This is a genomic window from Stenotrophomonas sp. STEN013, assembly GCF_056760355.1.
Window position 1 is genome coordinate 131,008 of record NZ_JBRREO010000001.1, and the last position, 23,265, is coordinate 154,272.

Sequence of the window (23,265 nt, forward strand, 5' to 3'; positions counted from 1 at the left end):
CCCGGCCAACCAATGGCCGATGCCCGCACGCGTGCGGCCACGTAGCATGGGGTGGCGGATGCCCACCCCCGCCTGCCTCCTCGTCTGCCGGATGTCGTCCATGTCATTTGCCCGTACCGTTACCCGCTGGGCCGCCCTGCTGCTCCACGCCGCCCTGCTGCTTCCCGGCGTGGCCAGCGCCAGAGAGGTCTCCGCCCCGGCGGCGCACGTGGACAGCGACGGTCCCTATATCTTCCGCAACGGGCAACAACTGCAGGCGCGATGGATCTGCAATGACCGGGTAGTCGAGCGCACGCTCACCCGCCGCGCCACCACCACGGTTCCGTCGCAGTGCGGCTACCCGCGCCCGCTGGCCGTACTGCAGCCACTGCCGGCTTCAGCCTCCTCGCTGCCTGCCGCGGCCCGCATCGTGGCCCTGTCCGATATCCATGGCCAGTACGGGCTGCTGGTGCGGCTGCTGCGCGCCAACAAGGTGATCGATGGCAAGGACCGCTGGGCGCTGGGCCGCGACACGCTGGTGATCGCTGGCGACGTGTTTGACCGTGGTCCGCAGGTCACCGAGGCATTCTGGCTGCTGTACAGCCTGCAGCAGCAGGCGGCAAAGGCGGGCGGCGCGGTGCACTTCGTTCTCGGCAATCACGAGACGATGGTGCTCTACGACAACCTGAGCTACGTCAATCCCAAATACCTGCGCAGCGCGCAGCTGCTGGGCAAGAGCTATCCGCAGCTGTATGGCGCCGATTCGGTGATCGGCCAATGGCTGCGCACCCGCCCGGTGCTGTTGCGCATTGGCGATACGCTTTTCCTGCACGGTGGCATTTCGCCCGAAGCGATCCAGCTGGCGCTGGACCCGGCTGCCACCAATGCCGCCTACCGGGCTTCGCTCGGCCGTCCCCGGGCCGAGCTGAAAGCCGATCCCAAGCTTGCCCCGTTGTATGACGGCAAGACCAGCCCGATCTGGTACCGCGGCTATTTCGATGGCCAGCTGGACACTGCCGGCGTGCAACAGGTGCTGGAGCAGCTGGACCTGCGGCGGATCGTGGTCGGCCACACCTCGATGCCGCACGTGAGCAGCTTCCACGGTGATCGCATCATCGCCATCGACAGCAGCATCAAGAACGGTGAAAACGGCGAACTGCTGTTTATCGAGAACGGCAAGCTCAGCCGCGGCCTGCTCGACGGCTCGCGGGTGCCGCTGGCCGAAGGCCGCGGCAACTGAACGGCCAAGCCCGGCCGTCGTCCCGCCATCAGGCTGCCCCTACAATGACGCCTTTGTGGCAGCCCGGCTGCCCGGCAATCGAAGTGGAAAGCGCGTGACCGAGAAAAAGCCCGAACACACCCCGCTGATGAAGCAGTTTTTCGCCGCCAAGTCCGACTACCCGGACCTGCTGCTGTTCTTCCGGATGGGCGATTTCTACGAGCTGTTCTATGACGATGCACGCAAGGCCGCGCGCCTGCTGGATATCACCCTGACCCAGCGTGGCAGCTCCGGCGGCGCGCCGATCCCGATGGCCGGCGTGCCGGTGCATTCCTTCGAAGGCTATCTGGCGCGGCTGGTGGCACTGGGCGAATCGGTGGCGATCTGCGAGCAGATCGGCGACCCGGCGCTGGCCAAGGGCCTGGTCGAGCGCAAGGTGGTGCGCGTGGTCACCCCCGGCACCGTCACCGACGAGGCCCTGCTGGACGAGCGCCGCGACACCTTGCTGATGGCAATCTCGCGCAACAAGGCCGGCTACGGCCTGGCCTGGGCTGATCTGGCCGGTGGCCGCTTCCTGGTCAACGAAGTCGACAGCGACGACGCACTGGAAGCCGAACTGGCCCGCCTGGAACCGGCCGAGCTGCTGGTCCCCGACGAAGACGGCTGGCCGGAATTCCTGCGCCAGCGCAGCGGCGTGCGGCGGCGTGCGCCGTGGCTGTTCGATGCCGACAGCGGCCGCCGCCAGCTGTTGAATTTCTTCAAGCTGCATGATCTTTCCGGCTTCGGTATCGACGACAAACCGCGCGCGACCGCCGCCGCCGGCGCGTTGCTGGGCTATGTCGAGGAAACCCAGAAGCAGCGCCTGCCGCACCTGACCTCCATCGCGATGGAAAACGCCGGCGAGGCGATCGCGATGAACGCCGCCACCCGCCGTCATCTGGAGCTGGATACGCGCGTGGATGGCGACACCCGCAACACACTGCTGGGCGTGCTCGACAGCACCGTCTCGCCGATGGGCGGGCGCCTGCTACGGCGCTGGCTGCACCGCCCGCTGCGCCTGCGTGAGGTGCTGCAGCAGCGTCACCACGCGGTGGCCACGCTGATCGACCGCGGCACCGATGCCGATCTGCGCGAGAGTTTCCGCGCACTGGGCGACATCGAACGCATCCTCACCCGCATGGCGCTGCGCTCGGCGCGCCCGCGCGATTTCTCCACGCTGCGCGACGGCCTGGCGCTGCTGCCGGCCATCACCGCACAGCTGCAGCCACTGGATTCACCACGCCTGCAACAGTTGCGCGCCGAGCTGGGTTCGCACGATGAAAGCGCCCACCTGCTGGCCAGCGCGATCGCCGAACAGCCGCCGCTGAAGCTGTCAGACGGCGGCGTGATTGCCGAAGGTTTCGATGCCGAACTGGACGAACTGCGCCGCCTGTCCACCCATGCCGACCAGTTCCTGATCGACCTGGAAGCCCGCGAACGCGAGGCCAGCGGAATCAACACGCTGAAGGTCGGCTACAACCGGGTGCACGGCTATTACATCGAGATCAGCAAGGGCCAGGCCGACAAGGCGCCGGTGCATTACACCCGCCGCCAGACCCTGACCAACGCCGAGCGCTACATCACCGAAGAGCTGAAGAACTTCGAGGACAAGGTGCTGTCGGCCCGCGAGCGTTCGCTCAGCCGCGAAAAGCTGCTGTACGAAGGCCTGCTCGACACCATCGCCGTGCATCTGGAGCCGCTCAAGCGCTGCGCCGGCGCCCTGAGCGAACTGGACGTGCTGGCTGGTTTTGCCGAGCGCGCGCAGGCGCTGGACTGGTCACAACCGCAGCTGCAGGAAGAACCCTGCCTGCGCATCGAGCGCGGTCGTCATCCGGTGGTGGAAGCCGTGCGCGAGGCGGCGTTCGAACCGAACGATCTGGATCTGCATCCGGACCGCCGAATGCTGGTGATCACCGGCCCGAACATGGGCGGTAAATCGACCTACATGCGACAGAACGCGTTGATCGTACTGCTGGCCCATATCGGCAGCTTCGTGCCGGCCAGCCGCGCGGTGATCGGCCCGATCGACCGCATCCTCACCCGCATCGGCGCCGGCGACGACCTGGCCAAGGGCCAGTCCACCTTCATGGTGGAAATGGCCGAGACCAGCTACATCCTGCATCACGCCAGCGCGCATTCGCTGGTACTGATGGACGAGATCGGCCGCGGCACCTCGACCTACGACGGTCTGGCCCTGGCCGATGCGGTGGCGCGCCATCTGGCCTACCAGAACCGCTGCTACACGCTGTTTGCCACCCACTATTTCGAGCTGACCGCGCTGGCCGACGAAAGCCATGAAGGCGGGCCCAGCGGCATCGCCAACGTGCATCTGGATGCGGTCGAGCATGGCGAGGCGCTGGTGTTCATGCACGCAGTGAAGGATGGTCCGGCCAACCGCAGCTTCGGCCTGCAGGTGGCCGCGCTGGCCGGGCTGCCCAAGGCCACCGTGGCGCAGGCACGACGCCGCCTGGCCGAGCTCGAACAGCGCGGCGGCGAAACCCAGAGCGCGGCCATGGCGCCACAGGCATTGGATGCACCACAGCAGTTTGGTCTATTTGCCGCACCGAGTTCGGCAGCATTGGATGCCCTGCAGGCGATAGACCCGGATGAACTGACTCCGAAACAGGCGCTGGAAGCGCTGTACCGGGTGAAATCCCTGCTGTAATCGATGCGATGGATATCCGCGGGGATCGTGCCCTGCACTCGACCGCGTCCCGAAGGGCCGCCCCAGTGCGGCCCTTGCGCCTCTAAAACCGCAACGTCGATAACCCGCACGCGAGGCCGGGTTCTGTGCACCACCTTGTTTGCGATCCGCGACTCCAGAGTGGTCGAGAAGGCCGCCGGCAGCTACCGCTACGCGAAATTTTCACATCAACCGAACGCTTGCCCCACCCGGCACGGGTGGCAAGAGGCCCCGCGAATTTCAATTGGAACGTTGATAGCCAATCACTATCACTGCGAGCACATCATTCGATTACCCATTTCACCACGGCATGGCTACAGTCAGGGCTGGAAACCCATCCCCCGCCCCGCTGGAGCCAGCCATGAGCAGCAACGACACCAAGCCAACCTGTCCGTATCACAGCGCCCCGTCGCCCGAACAGGCAGCGCAGGCACAGCGTGACACCAGCACCACACCTGCGCAGAAGCATGGCGATGCGCCGGTGACGCCGCTGACCACCGCGTTCGGGGCGCCGGTGGTGGACAACCAGAACAGCAAGACCGCCGGCCCACGTGGCCCGTTGCTGATGGAAGACGTGTGGCTGCTGGAGAAGCTGGCCAACCTCAACCGCGAGATCATTCCCGAGCGTCGCATGCACGCCAAGGGCTCCGGTGCATTCGGCACCTTCACCGTCACCCATGACATCAGCAAGTACACCCGTGCCAAGCTCTTCTCGGCGGTGGGCAAGCAGACCGAGATGTTCGCACGCTTCACCACCGTGGCCGGTGAGCGTGGCGCCGCCGACGCCGAGCGCGACATCCGGGGCTTCGCACTGAAGTTCTACACCGAGGAAGGCAACTGGGACCTGGTCGGCAACAACACTCCGGTGTTCTTCCTGCGTGATCCGCGCAAGTTCGGCGACCTCAACAAGGCGGTCAAGCGCGATCCGCACACCAATCTGCGCAGCGCCCGCAACAACTGGGATTTCTGGACCCTGCTGCCCGAAGCGCTGCTGCAGGTGACGGTGGTGATGAGCGACCGCGGCATTCCGCGCAGCTTCCGCCATATGAACGGTTTCGGTTCGCATACCTACAGCTTCACCAATGAAGGCGGCGAGCGCTTCTGGGTGAAGTTCCATTTCATCACCCAGCAGGGCGTGCAGGCGCTGACCGATGCGCAGGCCGAAGTGCTGGTCGGCAAAGACCGCGAAAGCCATGGCCGCGACCTGTTCCAGGCGATCGAGCGCGGCGAGTTCCCGAAGTGGAAGCTGTTCGTGCAGGTCATGCCGGAGCTGGAAGCGGAAACCTACCGCATCCATCCGTTCGACCTGACCAAGGTCTGGCCCAAGAGCGATTACCCGTTGATCGAGGTGGGCGAGTTCGAACTCAACCGCAACCCGGTGAACTGGTACCAGGATGTGGAGCAGTCGGCCTTCGCCCCGAGCAACCTCGTCCCGGGTATTGGTCCGTCGCCGGACAAGATGCTGCAGGCACGCCTGTTCGCCTACACCGACGCGCAGCGTTACCGGCTGGGCGTGAACCACCACCAGATCCCGGTCAATGCCGCCCGCTGCCCGGTGTTCAGCAACCATCGTGATGGCGCCATGCGTGTGGATGGCAACTACGGCGGTCTGCCGCATTACGAGCCCAACAGCTACGGCCAGTGGCAGGAGCAGCCGCAGTACCGCGAGCCGGCATTGAAGATCCGTGGCGATGCCGACTTCTGGAACTTCCGCGAAGACGACAACGACTACTTCAGCCAGCCGGGCGCGCTGTTCCGCAGCTACAACGCCGAGCAGAAGCAGCGCCTGTTCGAGAACACCGCCCGCGCCCTGGGCGATGCGCCGGACTTCATCAAGCAGCGCCACATCGACAACTGCAACAAGGCCGACCCGGCCTATGGTGCCGGCATCGCGGCGGCGCTGCAGAAGCTGGCCGCAGCAACTGCCCCGGCCGATCCGTTCGCGCCCCCGCCGCACCCGGGCAGCGATTTCCCCACCGCCACCCCGGGCGCCGAAGACATCGAGCTGTAAGCACCAACGTCCGACACTTCCCTGCCATCACCGCCCGCCCCGCGCGGGCGGTGGTGCTTCCGGACCGCGCCACGCTGCAGACCTTCTTCCCGCAGCCGCCTCTGCCCTGGCTCTTCCGCCCGTGCCCGGGGGTACCATGCAAACAGCCTCCCACCGCAAGGATCCGTGCCGATGAGCCTGACCGACGATCTCCTCTCCCAGTTGCAGGGCGCACCGCTGCAACAGGTTTCGCAGCAACTGGGCATTGACCGCCAGCAGGCGTCCACCGCGGTCAGCGCGGCGCTGCCGCTGCTGATGGGCGCCCTGGGCAACAACGCGGCCAAGCCGCAGGGTGCCGACGCCCTGCTCGGCGCCCTGCAGAACAACCACAGCGGCCTGGACATCGGCAGCGTGCTGGGCGCGGTACTGGGCGGCAATAGCGCGACTCCGGCCGCTAATGGCGCCGGCATCCTCGACCACATCTTCGGCAGCAACCAGAGTCGGGCAGAAGCCGGCCTGGCGCAGGCCACCGGCCTGAGCCCGGGCACGTCGAGCCAGCTGCTGAAGATCCTGGCACCGATCGTGATGGCCTTCATCGCCCAGCGCATGAGCGGCGGGGGCCCAGCCAACGCGGACGGCCTGGCGCAGATTCTGGGCCAGGAAAAACAGCAGGTGTCGCAGGCTGGGGGCATCGCGGGCGGGCTGCTCGGCAGCGTGCTGGACCAGGACGGCGACGGCCAGTTCGGTGTCGCCGACCTGATCAAGCTGGGCAGCGGCCTGCTCGGCAGCGGCAAACGCTGAACCTCACTGCCACTCACAAATGAACGCCACCGCTCTGGTGGCGTTCCGCTGTTGAAGATCCGCATCGGGTGACAGCAGCCCGCGCTGCTCGACGTTAACGCGCGTCAATATCCCCCAACGCCCGGATCAGCCGACGCGCGCGCTTGTCCGGACGATGTTCCGGCGCCTGATAGCCGGTCCGCTCCGCAGCACGGCGCAGGCGCAGCGCTTCGCGCGCCTCTTTCGATGCGGCGGTCTCCTCGTAAAGCGCCTGCGCTACCGTTGCCGGTCCACGGATATCGCTCAGCCCGCGCACATTGAGCTGGACCACCTCTTCGCCACGCTGCACGCGCAAACCATCGCCTATCCGTATCGCCCGCGAAGATTTGGGTCGCTGTCCGTCCACCTCGACCTTGCCGGTTTCCACCGCCTGCTTGGCCAGGCTACGGGTCTTGAAGAAGCGCGCGGCCCACAGCCACACATCCAGGCGGATACTCTCCACGGGAACTGCTGGGTGATTCATCGTAGTGCCACGGCCTCCAATTTGTGACCGGGCGGTGGATACCCGCCTTCGGCCCCCTCATCTGCAAGGTGCTAGTGTGCCAGCCCCGAAACCGGCAGCCGCATCCATGTCGAAAGCCACGCATGCCCGCTCACTGACCGAAGGCCCGATCGGGCGCAGCCTGCTGCTGTTCGCGCTGCCTATTCTGGCGGGCAACATCGCCCAGTCGCTGAATGGCTCGGTCAATGCGATCTGGGTCGGCAAGTTCCTGGGCGAGGCCGCACTCACCGCGACGGCCAACGCCAACAACATCATGTTTTTCCTGATCGGGTCGGTGTTCGGCATCGGCATGGCCGCCACGATCCTGATCGGCCAGTCCATCGGTGCCAGGAATCTGCCGCAGGCGCGCCGGGTGATGGGCACCAGCGCCACCTTTTTCGTCGGTCTTTCGGCCGTGATCGCGGTACTGGGCTGGTTCCTTTCGCACCGGCTGCTGTTGGCGATGGGCACCCCGGCCGAATCGCTGCCGTTGGCTGACGCGTATCTGAAAGTGATTTTTCTGGCGATGCCGCTGCTGTACGCCTTCGCCTTTATCAGTGCCGCGTTGCGTGGCGCCGGCGATGCGCGCACGCCATTCGGTTTCCTGCTGCTGGCCGTGCTGCTGGATATCGCCTTCAATCCGCTGCTGATCTTCGGGATCGGTCCATTCCCCGAACTGGGCGTGGCCGGCTCGGCGTGGGCCACGTTCTTCTCGCAGGCCTTGGCGCTGACCGCGCTGCTGCTGTATCTGCGCAACAAGCGGCACCTGCTGTGGCTGGGCCGAAAGGATGCCCGGCTGCTGAAAATCGACCCGGTCATCCTCACCTCGCTGATCCTCAAGGGCGTGCCGATGGGCCTGCAGATGATCCTGATCTCGCTGGCAATGATCATGATGATCACCATGGTCAACGGCTATGGCGTGGAAACCGCGTCGGCCTATGGCGCCGCGCTGCAGCTGTGGACCTATGTGCAGATGCCGGCGATGGCCATGGGTGCGGCCTGCTCGTCCATGGCCGCGCAGAATGTGGGTGCCGGCCGCTGGGAGCGGGTGGATTCCACCGCGCGTACCGGTGTGTTGTTCAATTTCCTGCTTACCGGCGCGCTGATCGCACCGATCATCCTGTTCGATCGCAGCACGCTGGCGCTGTTCCTGCCGGCGGCCAGCCAGTCACTGGAGATCGGCCGCCACCTGAACCACATCGCGGTCTGGTCGTTCCTGTTCTTTGGCGTGAACTTCGTGGTTGCCGGCGTGGTGCGCTCCACCGGCGCGGTGGTGCCGCCGCTGCTGATCCTGGCCGTGGCGATGTGGGGCATCCGTGTGCCCTTCGCCAAATGGCTGCAACCGCTGATGGGGGCCGATGCGATCTGGTGGAGCTTCCCGGTCAGTGCGTTCTGCTCGATGCTGATGATCATGGCCTATTACCGCTGGGGAAACTGGCACAAGGCGAGCATGCTGGTCACGCCCGAGACCGACACTGTGGCCACGCCGGCGGAGATCGGCGCCGCGCCCCCGGCGCCCGTGGCCGATGTCGATATCGGCCTTGGGATGGAACCTGCTCCCGGCGATACGACAGCACGCTGATCCCCGGACGCCGTGTTCAGGTGCGGCAGCCTGTGTCGGGAGATTCCGGATTCAGTGCGATGCGGGAGATCGTGAGGACTCCAGCACGCGTCGCGCGCCGGCAAACGACGGCCAAACCATGCGCCCGCGATCAGTCGGCCGACAATGCACTGAACCGGTCAGATCCAGCTAGGCTGCTACCGCACTGGACAAAACATCCCCTGATACAGCGATAACGCCATTGCCAGCAGGAAGCCAACCCCAACTCACGCCGGCTTCCACCTCCGCCCGGAAGTGCCTGTTCTGCCATAAACGCAAACGGCCACCCGAAGGTGGCCGTTGCTGCAGACTGGGTTTGAACCCAGCCGGCGGGTATTACTCGGCAGCCTGACGGGCGGCCTTGGCGCGGGCGTTGCCGGCCAGGTCTTCCTTGATACGCGCCTTCTTGCCTTCCAGGCCACGCAGGTAGTACAGCTTGCCGGAACGGACCTTGCCGCGGCGCTTCACTTCGACCGAGTCGATGATGGAGCTGTGGGTCTGGAACACGCGCTCGACGCCGTAGCCGTGCGAGATCTTGCGCACGGTGAAGGCGGAGTTCAGGCCGGCATTCTTGGTGCCGATCACGACGCCTTCGTAGGCCTGCACGCGCTCGCGGTTGCCTTCCTTGACCTTCACGTTCACCACGACGGTGTCGCCCTGGCTGAATTTAGGCAGTTCGCGGGTGATCTGGGCGGATTCGAATTCCGCGACGATGGACTTGTTCAGCTTGCTCATTGGATTACACCGATTGTTTTCGGGTGGGCGTGTCGATTCGACAGCTTGGACTGATGCAGTCACCGGATTGCGCTGCACGTTTGTTGTTTTGTCTCCATCACCAGGCGATACTGGCTGGCGGGAATCGGAAATTATAGCCTACTGGCTGCCGTCGGCGCCAGTAGGCGGTGTCTGGATTTCCAGACCTGCCACAGCCTCGGCCAGCAGCTTGCGGTCAGCCTTGCCCAGCCCGGCCTCATCGAGCAGATCAGGCCGCCGCAATGCCGTCCGGAGCAATGACTGCTGCCGACGCCAGCGGGCAATGGCGGCATGGTTTCCTGATCGCAACACCTCCGGCACGTTCCCCAGCGCATGGCTGGCGGGGTGGCTGTAATGCGGGCAATCCAGCAGGCCATCACCCTCGAAACTGTCCTGCACCGCCGATTCGGCGTCGTTCAGGGCTCCCTCCTGCAGGCGAGTTACGGCGTCGATGATCACCGCCGCGCCCAGCTCGCCGCCCGACAGCACGTAATCACCGATAGAGATCTCCTCGTCCACCTCGCTGGCGATAAAGCGCTCGTCCACGCCCTCATAGCGACCACAGAGCAGGATCATCCGTGGCAGCGCCGCCAATTCCCGGACCTTGGCCTGGCTCAGCGGACGCCCCTGCGGGCTGAGGTAGATCAGCGGCGCCGGCTGTGGATCGGCGGCACGCGCAGCCGCCAACGCAGCCCGCAGCGGCTCGATCAGCATCACCATGCCAGGGCCGCCACCGAATGGACGGTCATCCACCCGCCGGTAATTGCCCTCGGCGTAATCGCGCGGGTTCCAGCCATGCAGCTCCAGCAAGCCGCGCTCCTGTGCCCGCCCGACCACGCCAAGCGCGGCCGACTGGGCCAGAAACTCCGGAAACAGGCTGATCACATCCACACGCATGGGACTCAGAACTCCGGATCCCAGTCGACGACGATCAAATCGGCATCGAAATCGACCGATTTTACGAAGTCGTCCATCACGAACGGGATCATGCGCTCGCGGTCGCCGCGCACCACCAGCACATCGTTGGAGCCGGTACTGAACAGATGCGAGACCTGCCCCAGCTTGACCCCCTCCACCGTCTGCACGTCCAGACCTTCCAGGTCGACCCAGTAATACTCGTCGGGCTTGGGCGGTGGCAGCGCACTGCGGGCGACATAGACCTCGGTGCCACGCATGGCTTCGACCACATCGCGGTCGGTCACGCCCGGGAAGCTCGCAACCAGATGCTTGCCGGAATCACGGCCACGTACGCCGCTCACCTCGGATTCCTGCCCTGCAGGAGTACGCAGAATCCAAGGCTGGTAGTTGAAAATAGCGGAACGCGGCTCGGTCCAGGACTCGAGCTTTATTTCGCCGCGCACACCAAAAGCGCCGGCAACCCTGCCCAGCAGGATCCGGCGCTCAGAATCTTTCTTCATGACTTGTGACTGGGCCACGCTTTCGCGTGGCCCGTCAGAATCAGGCCGCAGCGGCCTGAGACTTGGTCGCTTCCTTGTACAGGTTGCGGACCTTGTCGGTCATCTGGGCGCCGTTGGCAACCCACTTGTCGACGCTGGCGATGTCCAGCACGATGCGCTGCTCTGCACCCTGGGCAACCGGATTGTAGTAACCGACGCGCTCGATGTTGCGGCCGTCGCGGGCGCTACGGACGTCGGTGACGATGATGTGGTAGAACGGACGCTTCTTGGCGCCGCCGCGGGTCAGTCGAATCTTGACCATGGTCGTTTTCCTTTGTTGCCCAGTCGCCAGGATGGCGCGGTAAGCCGGCGATTATAGCGGCGCTATTGCTCCATTCCAACCCCGGCCACCCGCAAAAACTGAACCGGCACCCTCGCCTACAGTGGCTGCCAGGCGGCATGGGCCTGTGCCTGCTGCAAGCGCAGGAGCAACTCGTCCGAGCCGCCGAAGTGCTGATCGCCGATCCGCGCCAACGACCACACACCGCTTGCGTTGCAGGCGGCGGCACCGCGGAACGCCGCAAGCGCATCCAGCATCACCTCCCGGCGGAGCTGCCGCTCACCTTGCCGCTGCAGGCCGTCAACCAGCAGCTGTTCGGTGGTGCCGCGCAGAGCTGCCGCCTGCGGCCAGACCACCTGGGCGCCATCCCAGAAAACGATGTTCCAGGTGCTGCCCTCGCTGATCCGGCCGGCCGTATCGACAAATACCGCGTCGTCGAAACCCTGCTGCACGGCTTGGCGGCGATGGTGGAAAAGCGGAAACGTTCCAAGATGCTTGATATGCGGCAGATCACGCTGATAGGCCAGCGGCAGCACCGAGCGCGCCAGGGCCGGCCTCGCGACCGGTGCACTGACCGCTATGAGCACATCCACGGGTACTGCGCGCAATGGCCGGCGGAAGTCGAAATTCCGCGCGAATACCGTGATCCGCACCGAGGCATCCACCAGCTCGCCATGTTGCAATGCCTGCCGCAACCAAGCCAGCAACCGCACTTCATCCAGCGTCGCGTCGAACAGCTCGCGCGTCCCCTGCTGCAATCGCTGCATATGCAGCGCCCAGCCCTGTACCGCGCCGCCGCGTACCTGCAATGAGGTGAAGTGCCCGTAATTGACCAGCGCCGCACTGACCAGCACCGCATCCACAGGCTCGCCGTTGCAGAACATTCCGCTCACAGCAATTCCCTTGCCTGCGCCCACAGCGAACGCAGGATTCCAGCCGCCGGTGCGCTGCGCGCCATCCATGCTGATTGGCCGGCCCAGGCCTGCATCGCGTCCAGCCGGTTGTCGATAGCAGCCTGTTGCCGCATCGGGGCGGTAAGCCCGCGCTGCACAGGATATGGGCGCGGCGGCGGTACATCGCCCGCGTCGGCCGCCTGCACATAGGCAGTAGCCAGTGCACGTCCCAGACGGCCACTGAATGCCCGGGTCGCGCAGGTGGCCTCCGGCTCCGCGGCGGCCAAGCCCTGCCGCCAGGCAACCGGGATATCGGATTCATCGGCGGCCAGAAACGCGGTGCCCACCTGCACCGCACTGGCGCCCAGCATCAATGCCGCTGCAACCCCGCGCCCGTCGGCGATGCCGCCCGCAGCGATCACCGGCACCTGCAAATGATCGACCAGACGCGGCAGCAGCGCGAACAGGCCCACCATCTGCCGCTCGGCCTGCGCGGCATCGAACGCGCCGCGATGACCGCCGGCCTCCATGCCCTGCGCGACCACCGCATCGGCACCGGCCGCTTGCGCCTGCATGGCTTCATCCAGGGTTGTGGCGCAGGCGAACCAGGCGATCCCTGCCGCCTTCAGCCGCTGCACCTGTTCAGTGGAAAAGATACCCATGATGGTCGAGGCCACCGCAGGGCGAGCGGCGACCAGCGCCTCGAACTGGGCAGCGAAATCAGGCGGCACAGTGTCACCGGCAGCCACCGGCACGGGCGGCCCCCACTGCGCGAGAAATCCGCGCGTGGCCGCCTCAGCGGCCGCATCACGCTGCGGCGCAGGATCGGGCAGCCACAGATTGATCTGCACCGGACCCGACGATTGCGCACGGAACGCCGCCATCCACTGGCTGATCTGTTCCGGCGTGGACAGCACCGCGCCCATCGCGCCCATGCCGCCGGTATTGGCCAGCGCCGCCGACAGCGACACCGGGCAGGCGCCTGCCATGGGCGCCAGCAGGACCGGCAAGCCAACGCCAAAGCGCTGGCAGAAACGATCAACACGCTGCCGGATACCGGGATTCATTACAAAACCCTATACAGGTGTCGGGAAACCACGGGCACGCGTTATCGCAGGCTCCCTGCGCGGCCTGCAGCGCCCCGCCGTCGGCCGGATCAGCGGAACGGCAGGCCGCCACGGCCACCCATGGCGCCGAGCATGCCCTTCATGTTGCGCATCATGCCCTTCATGCCGCCACCGGCCAGCTTGCCCATCATCTTTTCCATCTGCATGTACTGTTTCATCAGCTTGTTGACGTCGGCCGGCTGGGTGCCGGAGCCGCGCGCGATGCGGGCACGACGCGAACCGTTCAGAAGGCCCGGATTGCGCCGCTCCTTCTTGGTCATCGAGTTGATGATGGCGATCATGCGTGGCACTTCCTTGCTCTGGCTGACCTGCGCCTTGAGGTGCTCGGGGATCTGCCCCAGGCCCGGCAGCTTGTCCATCAGGCCACCGATGCCGCCCATGTTCTGCATTTGCTCCAACTGGTCACGCATGTCGTTCAGGTCGAACTTCTTGCCCTTGGCGACCTTCTCGGCGAGCTTCTGCGCCTTGTCCTTGTCGACCTGCTGCTCGACCTGCTCCACCAGCGACAGCACGTCGCCCATGTCGAGGATGCGGCTGGCCACACGCTCGGGATGGAACACATCCAGGCCGTCGACCTTTTCACCGGTACCGGTGAACTTGATTGGTTTGCCGGTGATGTAGCGCACGCTCAGCGCGGCACCACCACGGGCGTCACCGTCGGTCTTGGTCAGCACCACGCCGGTCAGCGGCAGCGCCTCGCCGAAGGCCTTGGCGGTGTTGGCCGCGTCCTGGCCGGTCATGGCATCGACCACGAACAGGGTCTCGGCCGGGTTGACCGCGGCATGCAGGGCCTGGATTTCGGCCATCATCGCTTCGTCGATGGCCAGACGGCCGGCGGTATCGACCAGCAGCACATCGGCGAAGGACTTGCGCGCGTCATCGATGGCGGCGCGGACGATGTCCACCGGCTTCTGCTCCGGGCTGGACGGGAAGAACAGTACGCCGACCTGGTCGGCCAGCGTCTTCAACTGCTCGATGGCGGCCGGACGGTAGACGTCGGCCGAGACCACCATCACCTTCTTCTTGCGCTTTTCCTTCAGGTGCTTGGCCAGCTTGCCCACGGTGGTGGTCTTGCCCGCACCCTGCAGGCCCGCCATCAGAATGATGGCCGGCGCCGGTACATTGAGGTTCAGATCGGACGCCTGCGAGCCCATCACCGCGGTCAGCTCGTCGCGCACGACCTTGATCAACGCCTGGCCCGGGGTCAGCGACTTGAGCACTTCCTGACCGACCGCACGGATCTTGATCTTCTCGACCAGCGCCTGCACCACCGGCAGGGCGACATCGGCCTCCAGCAGGGCGATGCGCACCTCGCGGGTGGCCTCGCGGATGTTTTCCTCGGTCAAACGGCCGCGCCCACGCAGGCGCTCGATGGTGCCGGAAAGGCGCTGGGTCAGTGACTCGAACATGCGGCGAAACCTGCGGAAATCGTGGAAACAGAGTGGGCAAGTATAACGACCCCTCGCCGCGATCGCCGGTTCGCATCGCCAGCGGCAGGCCCGTATGCGAAACTGTTGCGATGACAATCGTTCTCATTGCCGCCCTGCTCTACCTATTGGCTACAGGCCTGCTGATCCGCGGACTGACAGCCGGCGCCAGCGCTCCACCGCGCGGCTGGCTCGTCCCGGCCGTCGCCGCGGAAGTCCTGCACGGCGGTTATCACGTGCTGGTGGCGCTGAACACTGTCGGCGGCCCGGACATGCACTTCTTCGCCGCACTGTCGCTGGTCGGGCTGGGCATGGCGCTGCTGACGACTCTGGTGGGCGCACGCGGACGCATGGCGGCACTGGGCGTGGTGGCGTTTCCGTTGGCCGCGATCCTGCTGGTCATCTACCACAGCTACGGGCATGCACCGAGCAAGGCGCTGGGCTGGCAGCTGGCCACCCATGCGTGGTTGGCATTGCTGTCCTATGCCACGCTGAGTATCGCCGCGCTGCTGGCGATGATGCTGTGGCTGCAGGAACGCGCACTGCGGCAGCGCGAGTTCCGCCCCTGGCTGCGCGCGCTGCCACCGATGGCGGACCTGGAAACCCTGCTGTTCCGCACGATCACCGTAGGCTTCAGCCTGCTGACCCTGACCCTGCTCACCGGCGTGCTGTTCGTCGACAACCTGTTGGCGCAGAAGCTGGTGCACAAGACCGTGCTCAGCGTGCTGTCGTGGATCGTGTTCGGCACCTTGCTGATCGGCCGGCGCCGTTATGGCTGGCGTGGCATCAAGGCCGTGCACTGGACACTGAGCGCGATGATGCTGTTGTTGCTGGCCTTCTTCGGCAGCCAATTCGTCATCGAACTGGTGCTCAAACGCGGCTGATCGACTGCGGCGACGTCATTCCGCCGCCGCTTCCAGTGCCTGCGACAGGCGCTCCACCGCGATCACTTCCATGCCCTTGACCGATCCGGCCTTGGGCGCATTGGCCTTGGGCACGATGGCACGCTTGAAACCATGCGTGGCCGCCTCGCGCAGCCGGTCCTCGCCATTGGGCACGGGCCGGATCTCCCCGGACAGGCCGACTTCGCCGAAGGCGATGGTCTTGTCGGCCAGCGGCCGGTCCTGCAGCGAGGACAGCACCGCCAGCAGCACCGGCAGGTCCACCGCGGTTTCCTGCACGCGGATGCCACCGACCACATTGACGAACACGTCCTGGTCACCAACCAGCACGCCCCCATGCCGGTGCAATACCGCCAGCAGCATCGCCAGCCGGTTCTGCTCCAGCCCTACCGCTACCCGGCGCGGATTGGACAACGGCGAGGAATCCACCAGCGCCTGCACCTCCACCAGCAAGGGACGGGTGCCCTCGCGCGTGACCATCACACAGCTGCCCGGCTGCCGGGTACTGCCACCGGAGAGAAAGATCGCCGAGGGATTGGGCACTTCCTTCAGGCCCTTTTCCCCCATCGCGAATACACCGAGCTCGTTGACCGCACCAAAGCGGTTCTTGAACGCGCGCAGCACGCGAAAGCGGCTGCCGCTCTCACCTTCGAAATACAGCACTGCATCGACCATGTGCTCCAGCACGCGCGGCCCGGCGATGCCGCCTTCCTTGGTCACATGCCCGACCAGAAACACGGCGGTACCGGTCTCCTTGGCGAAGCGCACCAGACGGGCGGCGCTCTCGCGCACCTGGCTGACCGAACCGGGCGCGGCGGTCACCGTCTCGGTCCACAGGGTCTGCACCGAGTCGGCCACGATCAACTTCGGGCGTGCGCTGGCGGCGTGCTGCAGGATGTGCTCGACGCCGGTTTCAGCCAGTGCATTGACGCCTTCCAGCGGCAGGTCCAGACGTACCGCGCGACCGGCCACCTGCGCCAGCGACTCCTCGCCGGTGACATAGAGCACCGGCAGCGTGCCGGCCATCTTCGCCACCGCCTGCAACAGCAACGTGGATTTGCCGATACCCGGATCTCCCCCCACAAGCACCACCGCGCCTTCGACCAGACCGCCACCCAGCACCCGGTCGAACTCGCCGATACCGGTGGACACACGCAGATGATCGGTCTGCTGGACATCCTTCAGCGCGGTGATCTTCGGCGCCTCGACCTTGCCGGCCCAGCCACTGCGGCGCGAGGCTGGCGATTTCGCCGCCGCCGCACTTTCCAGCACGATCTCGCTGAGCACGTTCCAGACGCCGCACTCGGTGCACTGGCCCTGCCACTTGCTGTACTCCGCGCCACATTCGCCGCAGACATACGCCGTGCGGGCCTTGCTCTGGGTCTTGGCCATTGCCGGTTCCGTGAAGGGATGGCCGGCTACTTTAGCGCGGGCGATTCGCGCTGGCTGAGACCGAACAGGCAATGCACCATTGCGCCAGGTAGTAAGTGGACAGGACCAGCAACAGGGCCAGCGGCACGCCACCGGTGAAGCGGTCCCAGGCCAGTACCGAATCACTGGCGATGAACAGCACTCCCCCCAGCGCCGCCCGACCGCTCGAGTCGCGCGACGCACCACGCACCGGCTGCTGCAGGCGCCGCCCCAGGGCCGCGATCGCCATCAACGCCAGCACCCCCACGTAAACCAGCACCGGCAGTCGCAACGCAGCGGGCAGATAGGGCCACAGCAGCCACACATACCCCACCGCGTACGCAGCCAGGCACAACGCCGCCGGCAGCGCCGCGCGCCAATGCAACCCCGGCAGGAAGGCGCTGATATAGGCCAGATGCGCCAGCAGGAACGCGATCAGCCCGGCGACGAAATAGTCCCCGGGCAGCATCAGCCATACATCGCCCATCAGCGAGAACACCAGCCCCAGCACAATCCACCGGCGATACCGTCTGTCGGCATCGACCGCGGTGGCCGCCACGCCCAGGATCAGCAGTGTCGCCAGTGGCTTGCCTACGTAGTGCAGCGGCAGCCAGGCACCACCGGCCATACCCCCCCAGGATCGCGCCTGCGGCGGCGATCACGATTCCTGCCGTCAGCACCTTGCGTCCGCCCATCGCACTCCCCCCTTTTTTCGCACAGCATCGCCCCGCTGCCGGAAAAAACAAAGGCCGCCTTGCGGCGGCCTTTGTCGGCGAGGAGCGTCAGCCCACTCAGTGCATCATGTGGTAATTCATGTTCCACATCACCCACATCGTGCCGGCAAGAATGATGCCGATCACCACCAGGGTAAACAGACCTGCATTGACGTTCCAGCGTGCGGCCGAGGAGCGGTCCAGGTGCAGGAAGAACACCAGGTGCACCAGCAGCTGCAGCACGCCGGCGACCAGAATCACCATGGCGGTGGCAAAGGTCGAGGACAGGCCGCCACTCATCACCGCCCAGAACGGGATGATGGTCAGCGCTGCCGCCAGCACGAAGCCGGTCAGGTAGGACTTGACGCTGCCGTGGCTGGAGCCACCGGCGGCATGGTCGTGATTGTCATGTGCGGACATCAGAGGGCTCCCGACAGATAGACGACAGAGAACACGCCGATCCAGACCAGATCCAGGAAGTGCCAGAACAGGCTCAGGCACGCCATGCGGGTCTTGTTGGTCTCGGTCAGGCCGTTCTGCTTGAGCTGGACGAACATCACCAGCAGCCACAGCAGGCCGGCGGTCACGTGCAAGCCGTGGGTGCCGACCAGTGCGAAGAACGCCGACAGGAACGCACTGTGGTCCGGGCCATAGCCCTGGTGCACCAGGTGATTGAACTCCCAGATTTCCATGGCCATGAAGCCGGCGCCCAGCAGCCAGGTGAAGCCCAGCCAGCCGAACATCTGGCCCATCTTCTTCTGGTGCATGGCGATCATGCCCAGACCGAAGGTCAGCGAGGACACCAGCAGCAGCGCGGTTTCACCGGCCACGAACTTCAGGTCGAACAGTTCCTTGGCACCCGGGCCACCATTGGTCGCGCCGGCCAGAACCACATAGGTCACGAACAGGGTGGCGAAGATGAGCAGATCGCTCATCAGGTACACCCAGAAGCCGAAAACGGTGCTTTCGCCTGCGTCGTGATGGTGCTCGTGCTCATGGCCAGCCGCGTCTGCGGCCGAACCGTGGGTCATCGTGTGGGCGTTTGTGCTCATGCCTTCACCTCGGTCTTCACCAGCCCCTGAGCGATCAGGTGCTTGCGGTGCTCATTCTCGATACGTTCGACTTCAGCCGCCGGCACCCAGTAATCCACGTCCTTGTCGAAGGTGCGGACGATAAAGCTGGCGATCATGCCGACCAGGCCAACGATGGCCAGCCACCAGATGTGCCAGATCATCGCGAAACCGAACACCAGGCTGAAGGCACCGATCACGACACCGGCGCCGGTGTTGCGCGGCATGTGGATATCGCTGTACTTGGCCGGCTTCGGCCAGGCTTCGCCACGCTGCTTGCGTTCCCAGAAATCATCCAGCTCTTCACCCTTCGGCAATACAGCGAAGTTGTAGAACTGCACCGGAGAAGTGGTCTCCCACTCCAGGGTACGGGCGTCCCACGGATCGCCGGTCAGGTCCACGTTCTTCTTGCGATCACGGATCGACACGACGATCTGGATGAACTGGCACAGGATGCCCGCGCCGATGATGAACGCACCGATCATGGCCACGATGAAGAACGGCTGGTGGTCGGTGTTCGGATAGCTCTGCAGACGACGCGTGACACCCATGAAGCCCAGTGCGTACAGCGGCATGAAGGCGACATAGAAACCGATGAACCAGCACCAGAACGCACGCTTGCCCCAGGTCTCATCCAGCTTGAAGCCGAACATCTTCGGGAACCAGTAGGTGATACCGGCAAACATGCCGAACACCACGCCGCCAATGATGACGTTGTGGAAGTGGGCGATCAGGAACAGCGAGTTGTGCAGCACGAAGTCGATCGCCGGAATCGCCAGCATCACGCCGGTCATGCCGCCGATGACGAAGGTGACCATGAAACCGATCGTCCACAGCACCGGCGAGGTGAAGTGCACGCGGCCACGGTACATCGTGAACAACCAGTTGAAGATCTTCACGCCGGTCGGGATCGAGATGATCATCGTCGTGATGCCGAAGAAGGCATTGACGTTGGCACCCGAGCCCATGGTGAAGAAGTGGTGCAGCCACACCAGGAACGACAGCACGCCGATCGCCGCGGTGGCGTAGACCATGCCCTTGTAGCCGAACAGGGTCTTGCGCGAGAAGGTGGCGATCACTTCAGAGAACACACCGAACGCCGGCATCACCAGGATGTAGACCTCCGGGTGACCCCAGATCCAGATCAGGTTGATGTACAGCATGGCGTTGCCGCCAGCATCGTTGGTGAAGAAGTGCATGCCCAGGTAGCGGTCCAGGGTCAGCAGCACCAGGGTGATGGTCAGCACCGGGAACGCGGCGATGATCAGCACGTTGGTGACCAGTGCGGTCCAGGAGAACACCGGCATCTTCATCAGCGGCATGCCCGGGGTACGCATCTTCAGGATGGTCACCAGGAAGTTGATGCCGCTCAGCGTCGTACCCAGACCGGCAACCTGCAGACCCCAGATGTAGTAGTCCACACCCACACCCGGGCTGTACTCCAGCCCCGACAACGGCGGGAACGCCAGCCAGCCGGTCGCGGCAAACTCACCCACGCCCAGCGAGATCATGATCAGGGCGGTGCCTGCCATGAACAGCCAGAAGCTGAGGGAGTTCAGGAACGGGAACGCAACGTCGCGCGCACCGATCTGCAGCGGCACGACCAGGTTCATCAGGCCGGTGATCAGCGGCATCGCCACGAAGAAGATCATGATCACGCCATGGGCGGTGAAGATCTGGTCGTAGTGATGTGGCGGCAGGAAACCTTCATTTCCGCCGGCAGCCATCGCCTGCTGCGTGCGCATCATGATCGCGTCGGCAAAACCGCGCAGCAACATGACGAAAGCGACGATGAGGTACATCGCGCCGATCTTCTTGTGATCCACCGAAGTGAACCACTCCTTCCACAGATAACCCCACAACTTCGCCTTGGTGATCAGCGCCAGCACCAGCAGACCGACCAGCGTGGCGCCGATCAAGGTGGTGATGATGATCGGGTCGTGTGGAATCGCCTCAAACGAGAGTTTTCCCAACATTGTCATTCTCCCGAGCCGCTGTGACCGGCATGACCGGCTGCAGCGTGCTCGCCTGAGTGGTGTTCAGCCTGCGGTGCGGTATCGCCGGCAGCAGCCGGCGCGGCCGCTTCGTGCTCCGCATGCCCGGCAGCGCCGGCATCGTGACCTTCATGGCTCACGCCATTTGCCGCGGCATCGCTACGGTCATGCTTCATACCGTAGTGATGGTTGTCACCCATGTGCCGGGCGATCATCGCGTCGAACAGGCCCGCCTGTGTGCTGGCGTAGTAGGTCACCGGGAACCAGTCGTGGTTCTTCTGGGCACCCAACTCGGTCAACGAGGCCTGATCCAGCACCGAACCTTCGGCACGGACCTTGGCCAACCATTGCTGGTACTGCTCGTCGGTAACGGCATGGGCCTTGAAATGCATCTTGTTGAAACCCGCACCGCTGTAATGCGATGACATGCCATCGAACGAGCCGGCTTCATCGGCAATCAGATGCAGCTTGGTTTCCATGCCCGCCATCGAGTACACCATGCTGCCGAGGTGCGGAATGAAGAACGCATTCATCACCGTATCGGAGGTCAGCTTGAAGTTCAGCGGCGCACCGACCGGGAAGGTCAGCTCGTTGACCACAGCCACGTTTTCTTCCGGATAGATGAACAGCCACTTCCAGTCGAGCGAAACCGCCTCGATGGTGATGGCCTTCTTGTCCGATTCCAGCGGCTTGTACGGATCCAACGCGTGCGAAGAACGCCACGTCAGCACCGCCAGTACCAGCACGATCATGCACGGGATCGACCACACCACCACTTCGATGGCGGTGGAATGCGACCACTTCGGCTCATAACGGGCACTGGTATTGCTGGCACGGTACTTCCATGCAAACACCAGCGTCATGATGATCACCGGAATCACCACCAGCAGCATCAGCACCGTACAGGTGATCAGCAGCGTGAGTTCTTCACGGGCGATATGACCCTTGGGGTCAAACAAGGACCAGTCGCAGCCCGTCATCAAGACGGTCATCGCGACAATTAAGCCCGGACGCAGCATGCGTCCAAGAGTTTTCAACGGAATCATCGGTCGATCCAATTGCGAGGGAGTGCTCAGCCCGACAACCCCTTAGCGCACTTGCGCGGACGACCACCCGGGGATTGCCCGCCGGGGGGAACACGTACACAGGACTGCCAGATTTCAGCCCCGCAATTTTAGGCCTTCACGCACTGCTTAAGAAAGCCGTTGACAATGATTTCGCACAAGAATCGCCATTTCCGGCATGCGACATGTTGTCGCACCAGACGCGCGCGGCGCGTAAAAACAAGAACGCCGACTGCGGACAGTCGGCGTTCTTGTTTACTGGTGCCGGAAATAGGAATCGAACCTACGACCTACGCATTACGAATGCGCCGCTCTACCAACTGAGCTATTCCGGCGAAGGCGCGAATTCTAAGTGAACGTGATGTGCCCGGTCAATCGATCAAACGCAGACGCAGCTCCTTGGGCAACGCGAACACCATCGATTCAGGCTCACCATCGAGCTCGCGGACGCTGGCTGCGCCCAATTCACGCAGACGGGCGATAACCCCATCCACCAGCACCTGCGGCGCCGAGGCGCCCGCGGTCAGGCCGATGCGCTGCTTGCCGGCAACCCACTGCGGGTCGATCTCCTCGGCACCATCGATCAGATACGACTCCACGCCTTCACGACGGGCCAGCTCACTGAGGCGATTGGAATTGGAGCTGTTCACCGAGCCCACCACCAGCACCAGATCACACTGCGAAGCCAGTTCGCGCACCGCATCCTGGCGGTTCTGCGTGGCATAGCAGATGTCGTCGTTTTTCGGCCCCTGGATCGCCGGGAAGTGCTTGCGCAGGGCATCGATCACGGCGCGGGTGTCATCCACCGACAACGTGGTCTGGGTGGTGTAGGCGAAGTTTTCCGGCTGCGAGACCTGCAAGGCCTCCACATCCCCGACACTTTCCACCAGATAGATGTGGCCGGAGCCCTTTTCCCGGTTCCATTGGCCCATCGTGCCTTCGACTTCCGGATGGCCCTCGTGACCGATCAGCACCACGTCGCGACCGGCGCGGCAATGTCGCGCCACTTCCAGATGCACCTTGGTCACCAGCGGGCAAGTGGCGTCGAACACCTTCAAACCCCGCCGCTCGGCTTCAGTGCGCACGGCCTGCGAGACGCCATGCGCACTGAAGATCACCGTATTGTCGTCCGGGACCTCATCGAGCTCTTCGACAAAGATGGCACCGCGCGCCTTCAGGTCATCCACCACGAAGCGGTTGTGCACAACCTCATGACGCACGTAGATCGGCGCACCCAGCGTCTCGATCGCGCGCTTGACGATCTCGATGGCGCGATCGACACCGGCACAGAAACCACGGGGATTGGCGAGCAGAACGTCCATCAGTCAGATACTCCGGCCGGCA

At 64.6% G+C, this 23,265-nt stretch carries 21 protein-coding genes and 1 tRNA gene; 6 read left to right on the forward strand and 16 right to left on the reverse strand.

Annotated features, from left to right (window positions below):
* Nucleotides 1-100: 100 nt before the first annotated feature.
* The 4 genes from ACVOMH_RS00585 to ACVOMH_RS00600 all read left to right on the forward strand — a co-directional run bounded on the left by ACVOMH_RS00585 (nt 101) and on the right by ACVOMH_RS00600 (nt 6,711).
* Nucleotides 101-1,219, forward strand: coding sequence for a metallophosphoesterase (locus ACVOMH_RS00585; RefSeq protein WP_481550707.1), 1,119 nt, complete (start codon nt 101-103; stop codon nt 1,217-1,219).
* Between the two features lie 127 nt (nt 1,220-1,346).
* On the forward strand, nt 1,347-3,902 hold the full coding sequence (gene mutS, locus ACVOMH_RS00590; RefSeq protein WP_481551137.1) for a DNA mismatch repair protein MutS: 2,556 nt from the start codon (nt 1,347-1,349) through the stop codon (nt 3,900-3,902).
* Between the two features lie 379 nt (nt 3,903-4,281).
* On the forward strand, nt 4,282-5,931 hold the full coding sequence (locus tag ACVOMH_RS00595; RefSeq protein WP_481550708.1) for a catalase: 1,650 nt from the start codon (nt 4,282-4,284) through the stop codon (nt 5,929-5,931).
* Nucleotides 5,932-6,102: 171 nt separating this feature from the next.
* A complete protein-coding gene (locus tag ACVOMH_RS00600) occupies nt 6,103-6,711 on the forward strand; it encodes a DUF937 domain-containing protein (protein ID WP_481550709.1) in 609 nt (202 codons plus the stop codon).
* 94 nt (nt 6,712-6,805) lie between these two features.
* Here ACVOMH_RS00600 and ACVOMH_RS00605 read toward each other — a convergent pair whose 3' ends face one another.
* A complete protein-coding gene (locus ACVOMH_RS00605; protein ID WP_481550710.1) occupies nt 6,806-7,213 on the reverse strand; it encodes an RNA-binding S4 domain-containing protein in 408 nt (135 codons plus the stop codon).
* Nucleotides 7,214-7,319: 106 nt separating this feature from the next.
* On the opposite strand from ACVOMH_RS00605, the gene ACVOMH_RS00610 reads away from it, so the two are divergent.
* Complete coding sequence (locus tag ACVOMH_RS00610; protein WP_481550711.1) at nt 7,320-8,813, forward strand: MATE family efflux transporter; 1,494 nt, start codon at nt 7,320-7,322, stop codon at nt 8,811-8,813.
* 354 nt (nt 8,814-9,167) lie between these two features.
* On the opposite strand, the gene rplS is transcribed toward ACVOMH_RS00610, so the two are convergent.
* From rplS to ffh, 7 genes are all read right to left on the reverse strand, one after another.
* Nucleotides 9,168-9,566 (reverse strand): 50S ribosomal protein L19, encoded by a 399-nt coding sequence (rplS, locus tag ACVOMH_RS00615; protein WP_057506378.1) that lies wholly within the window; start codon nt 9,564-9,566, stop codon nt 9,168-9,170.
* 138 nt (nt 9,567-9,704) lie between these two features.
* Nucleotides 9,705-10,481 (reverse strand): tRNA (guanosine(37)-N1)-methyltransferase TrmD, encoded by a 777-nt coding sequence (gene trmD / locus ACVOMH_RS00620; RefSeq protein WP_054659041.1) that lies wholly within the window; start codon nt 10,479-10,481, stop codon nt 9,705-9,707.
* A 5-nt stretch (nt 10,482-10,486) separates the two neighbouring features.
* A complete protein-coding gene (rimM, locus tag ACVOMH_RS00625; RefSeq protein WP_481550712.1) occupies nt 10,487-11,002 on the reverse strand; it encodes a ribosome maturation factor RimM in 516 nt (171 codons plus the stop codon).
* Between the two features lie 40 nt (nt 11,003-11,042).
* On the reverse strand, nt 11,043-11,303 hold the full coding sequence (rpsP, locus tag ACVOMH_RS00630) for a 30S ribosomal protein S16 (RefSeq protein ID WP_054659045.1): 261 nt from the start codon (nt 11,301-11,303) through the stop codon (nt 11,043-11,045).
* A 116-nt stretch (nt 11,304-11,419) separates the two neighbouring features.
* The gene (locus tag ACVOMH_RS00635; RefSeq protein WP_481551138.1) at nt 11,420-12,205 is read right to left on the reverse strand and encodes an aminotransferase class IV; all 786 of its coding nucleotides are present in this window, start codon (nt 12,203-12,205) and stop codon (nt 11,420-11,422) included.
* Between the two features lie 5 nt (nt 12,206-12,210).
* Entirely contained in the window at nt 12,211-13,281 is a 1,071-nt protein-coding gene (locus ACVOMH_RS00640) for an NAD(P)H-dependent flavin oxidoreductase (RefSeq protein ID WP_481550713.1), read from the reverse strand.
* An 89-nt stretch (nt 13,282-13,370) separates the two neighbouring features.
* On the reverse strand, nt 13,371-14,750 hold the full coding sequence (gene ffh / locus ACVOMH_RS00645) for a signal recognition particle protein (protein ID WP_057506380.1): 1,380 nt from the start codon (nt 14,748-14,750) through the stop codon (nt 13,371-13,373).
* A 110-nt stretch (nt 14,751-14,860) separates the two neighbouring features.
* On the opposite strand from ffh, the gene ACVOMH_RS00650 reads away from it, so the two are divergent.
* Nucleotides 14,861-15,652, forward strand: a complete 792-nt coding sequence (locus ACVOMH_RS00650; RefSeq protein ID WP_481550714.1) for a cytochrome C assembly family protein — start codon at nt 14,861-14,863, stop codon at nt 15,650-15,652.
* A gap of 15 nt (nt 15,653-15,667) precedes the next feature.
* On the opposite strand, the gene radA is transcribed toward ACVOMH_RS00650, so the two are convergent.
* The 8 genes from radA to ispH form a co-directional block, all read right to left on the reverse strand.
* Nucleotides 15,668-17,062 carry a DNA repair protein RadA gene (radA, locus tag ACVOMH_RS00655; RefSeq protein ID WP_054657078.1) on the reverse strand — a complete coding sequence of 465 codons (1,395 nt, stop codon included), beginning with the start codon at nt 17,060-17,062 and terminating at the stop codon, nt 15,668-15,670.
* Nucleotides 17,063-17,093: 31 nt separating this feature from the next.
* The gene (locus ACVOMH_RS00660; RefSeq protein ID WP_481550715.1) at nt 17,094-17,708 is read right to left on the reverse strand and encodes a lysoplasmalogenase; all 615 of its coding nucleotides are present in this window, start codon (nt 17,706-17,708) and stop codon (nt 17,094-17,096) included.
* A 163-nt stretch (nt 17,709-17,871) separates the two neighbouring features.
* Nucleotides 17,872-18,213 carry a cytochrome o ubiquinol oxidase subunit IV gene (cyoD, locus tag ACVOMH_RS00665; RefSeq protein ID WP_054657081.1) on the reverse strand — a complete coding sequence of 114 codons (342 nt, stop codon included), beginning with the start codon at nt 18,211-18,213 and terminating at the stop codon, nt 17,872-17,874.
* Complete coding sequence (gene cyoC, locus ACVOMH_RS00670; protein ID WP_054657083.1) at nt 18,213-18,845, reverse strand: cytochrome o ubiquinol oxidase subunit III; 633 nt, start codon at nt 18,843-18,845, stop codon at nt 18,213-18,215. The genes cyoD and cyoC overlap by 1 nt, the downstream gene beginning before the upstream one ends.
* Nucleotides 18,842-20,839 (reverse strand): cytochrome o ubiquinol oxidase subunit I, encoded by a 1,998-nt coding sequence (cyoB, locus tag ACVOMH_RS00675; RefSeq protein ID WP_481550716.1) that lies wholly within the window; start codon nt 20,837-20,839, stop codon nt 18,842-18,844. Before cyoB ends, cyoC begins: the two co-directional genes overlap by 4 nt.
* Nucleotides 20,840-20,841: 2 nt before the next feature.
* On the reverse strand, nt 20,842-21,903 hold the full coding sequence (cyoA, locus tag ACVOMH_RS00680) for a ubiquinol oxidase subunit II (RefSeq protein ID WP_481550717.1): 1,062 nt from the start codon (nt 21,901-21,903) through the stop codon (nt 20,842-20,844).
* Nucleotides 21,904-22,180: 277 nt separating this feature from the next.
* Nucleotides 22,181-22,256, reverse strand: a tRNA-Thr gene (locus tag ACVOMH_RS00685).
* Between the two features lie 36 nt (nt 22,257-22,292).
* Nucleotides 22,293-23,243, reverse strand: coding sequence for a 4-hydroxy-3-methylbut-2-enyl diphosphate reductase (gene ispH / locus ACVOMH_RS00690; protein WP_481550718.1), 951 nt, complete (start codon nt 23,241-23,243; stop codon nt 22,293-22,295).
* Nucleotides 23,244-23,265 lie beyond the last annotated feature (22 nt).

Bases quoted from the DNA above. Each gene is read 5' to 3' on its own strand.
- cyoC (WP_054657083.1), bottom strand. From the start codon at position 18,845: ATGAGCACAAACGCCCACACGATGACCCACGGTTCGGCCGCAGACGCG.
- cyoB (WP_481550716.1), bottom strand. From the start codon at position 20,839: ATGTTGGGAAAACTCTCGTTTGAGGCGATTCCACACGACCCGATCATC.
- cyoD (WP_054657081.1), bottom strand. From the start codon at position 18,213: ATGTCCGCACATGACAATCACGACCATGCCGCCGGTGGCTCCAGCCAC.
- ACVOMH_RS00600 (WP_481550709.1), top strand. From the start codon at position 6,103: ATGAGCCTGACCGACGATCTCCTCTCCCAGTTGCAGGGCGCACCGCTG.
- ispH (WP_481550718.1), bottom strand. From the start codon at position 23,243: ATGGACGTTCTGCTCGCCAATCCCCGTGGTTTCTGTGCCGGTGTCGAT.
- trmD (WP_054659041.1), bottom strand. From the start codon at position 10,481: ATGCGTGTGGATGTGATCAGCCTGTTTCCGGAGTTTCTGGCCCAGTCG.
- rimM (WP_481550712.1), bottom strand. From the start codon at position 11,002: ATGAAGAAAGATTCTGAGCGCCGGATCCTGCTGGGCAGGGTTGCCGGC.
- ACVOMH_RS00595 (WP_481550708.1), top strand. From the start codon at position 4,282: ATGAGCAGCAACGACACCAAGCCAACCTGTCCGTATCACAGCGCCCCG.
- ACVOMH_RS00605 (WP_481550710.1), bottom strand. From the start codon at position 7,213: ATGAATCACCCAGCAGTTCCCGTGGAGAGTATCCGCCTGGATGTGTGG.
- rpsP (WP_054659045.1), bottom strand. From the start codon at position 11,303: ATGGTCAAGATTCGACTGACCCGCGGCGGCGCCAAGAAGCGTCCGTTC.
- ACVOMH_RS00640 (WP_481550713.1), bottom strand. From the start codon at position 13,281: ATGAATCCCGGTATCCGGCAGCGTGTTGATCGTTTCTGCCAGCGCTTT.
- ACVOMH_RS00660 (WP_481550715.1), bottom strand. From the start codon at position 17,708: ATGGCCGGTGGTGCCTGGCTGCCGCTGCACTACGTAGGCAAGCCACTG.
- rplS (WP_057506378.1), bottom strand. From the start codon at position 9,566: ATGAGCAAGCTGAACAAGTCCATCGTCGCGGAATTCGAATCCGCCCAG.
- ACVOMH_RS00585 (WP_481550707.1), top strand. From the start codon at position 101: ATGTCATTTGCCCGTACCGTTACCCGCTGGGCCGCCCTGCTGCTCCAC.
- mutS (WP_481551137.1), top strand. From the start codon at position 1,347: ATGAAGCAGTTTTTCGCCGCCAAGTCCGACTACCCGGACCTGCTGCTG.
- ACVOMH_RS00650 (WP_481550714.1), top strand. From the start codon at position 14,861: ATGACAATCGTTCTCATTGCCGCCCTGCTCTACCTATTGGCTACAGGC.
- radA (WP_054657078.1), bottom strand. From the start codon at position 17,062: ATGGCCAAGACCCAGAGCAAGGCCCGCACGGCGTATGTCTGCGGCGAA.
- cyoA (WP_481550717.1), bottom strand. From the start codon at position 21,903: ATGATTCCGTTGAAAACTCTTGGACGCATGCTGCGTCCGGGCTTAATT.
- ffh (WP_057506380.1), bottom strand. From the start codon at position 14,750: ATGTTCGAGTCACTGACCCAGCGCCTTTCCGGCACCATCGAGCGCCTG.
- ACVOMH_RS00635 (WP_481551138.1), bottom strand. From the start codon at position 12,205: ATGTTCTGCAACGGCGAGCCTGTGGATGCGGTGCTGGTCAGTGCGGCG.
- ACVOMH_RS00610 (WP_481550711.1), top strand. From the start codon at position 7,320: ATGTCGAAAGCCACGCATGCCCGCTCACTGACCGAAGGCCCGATCGGG.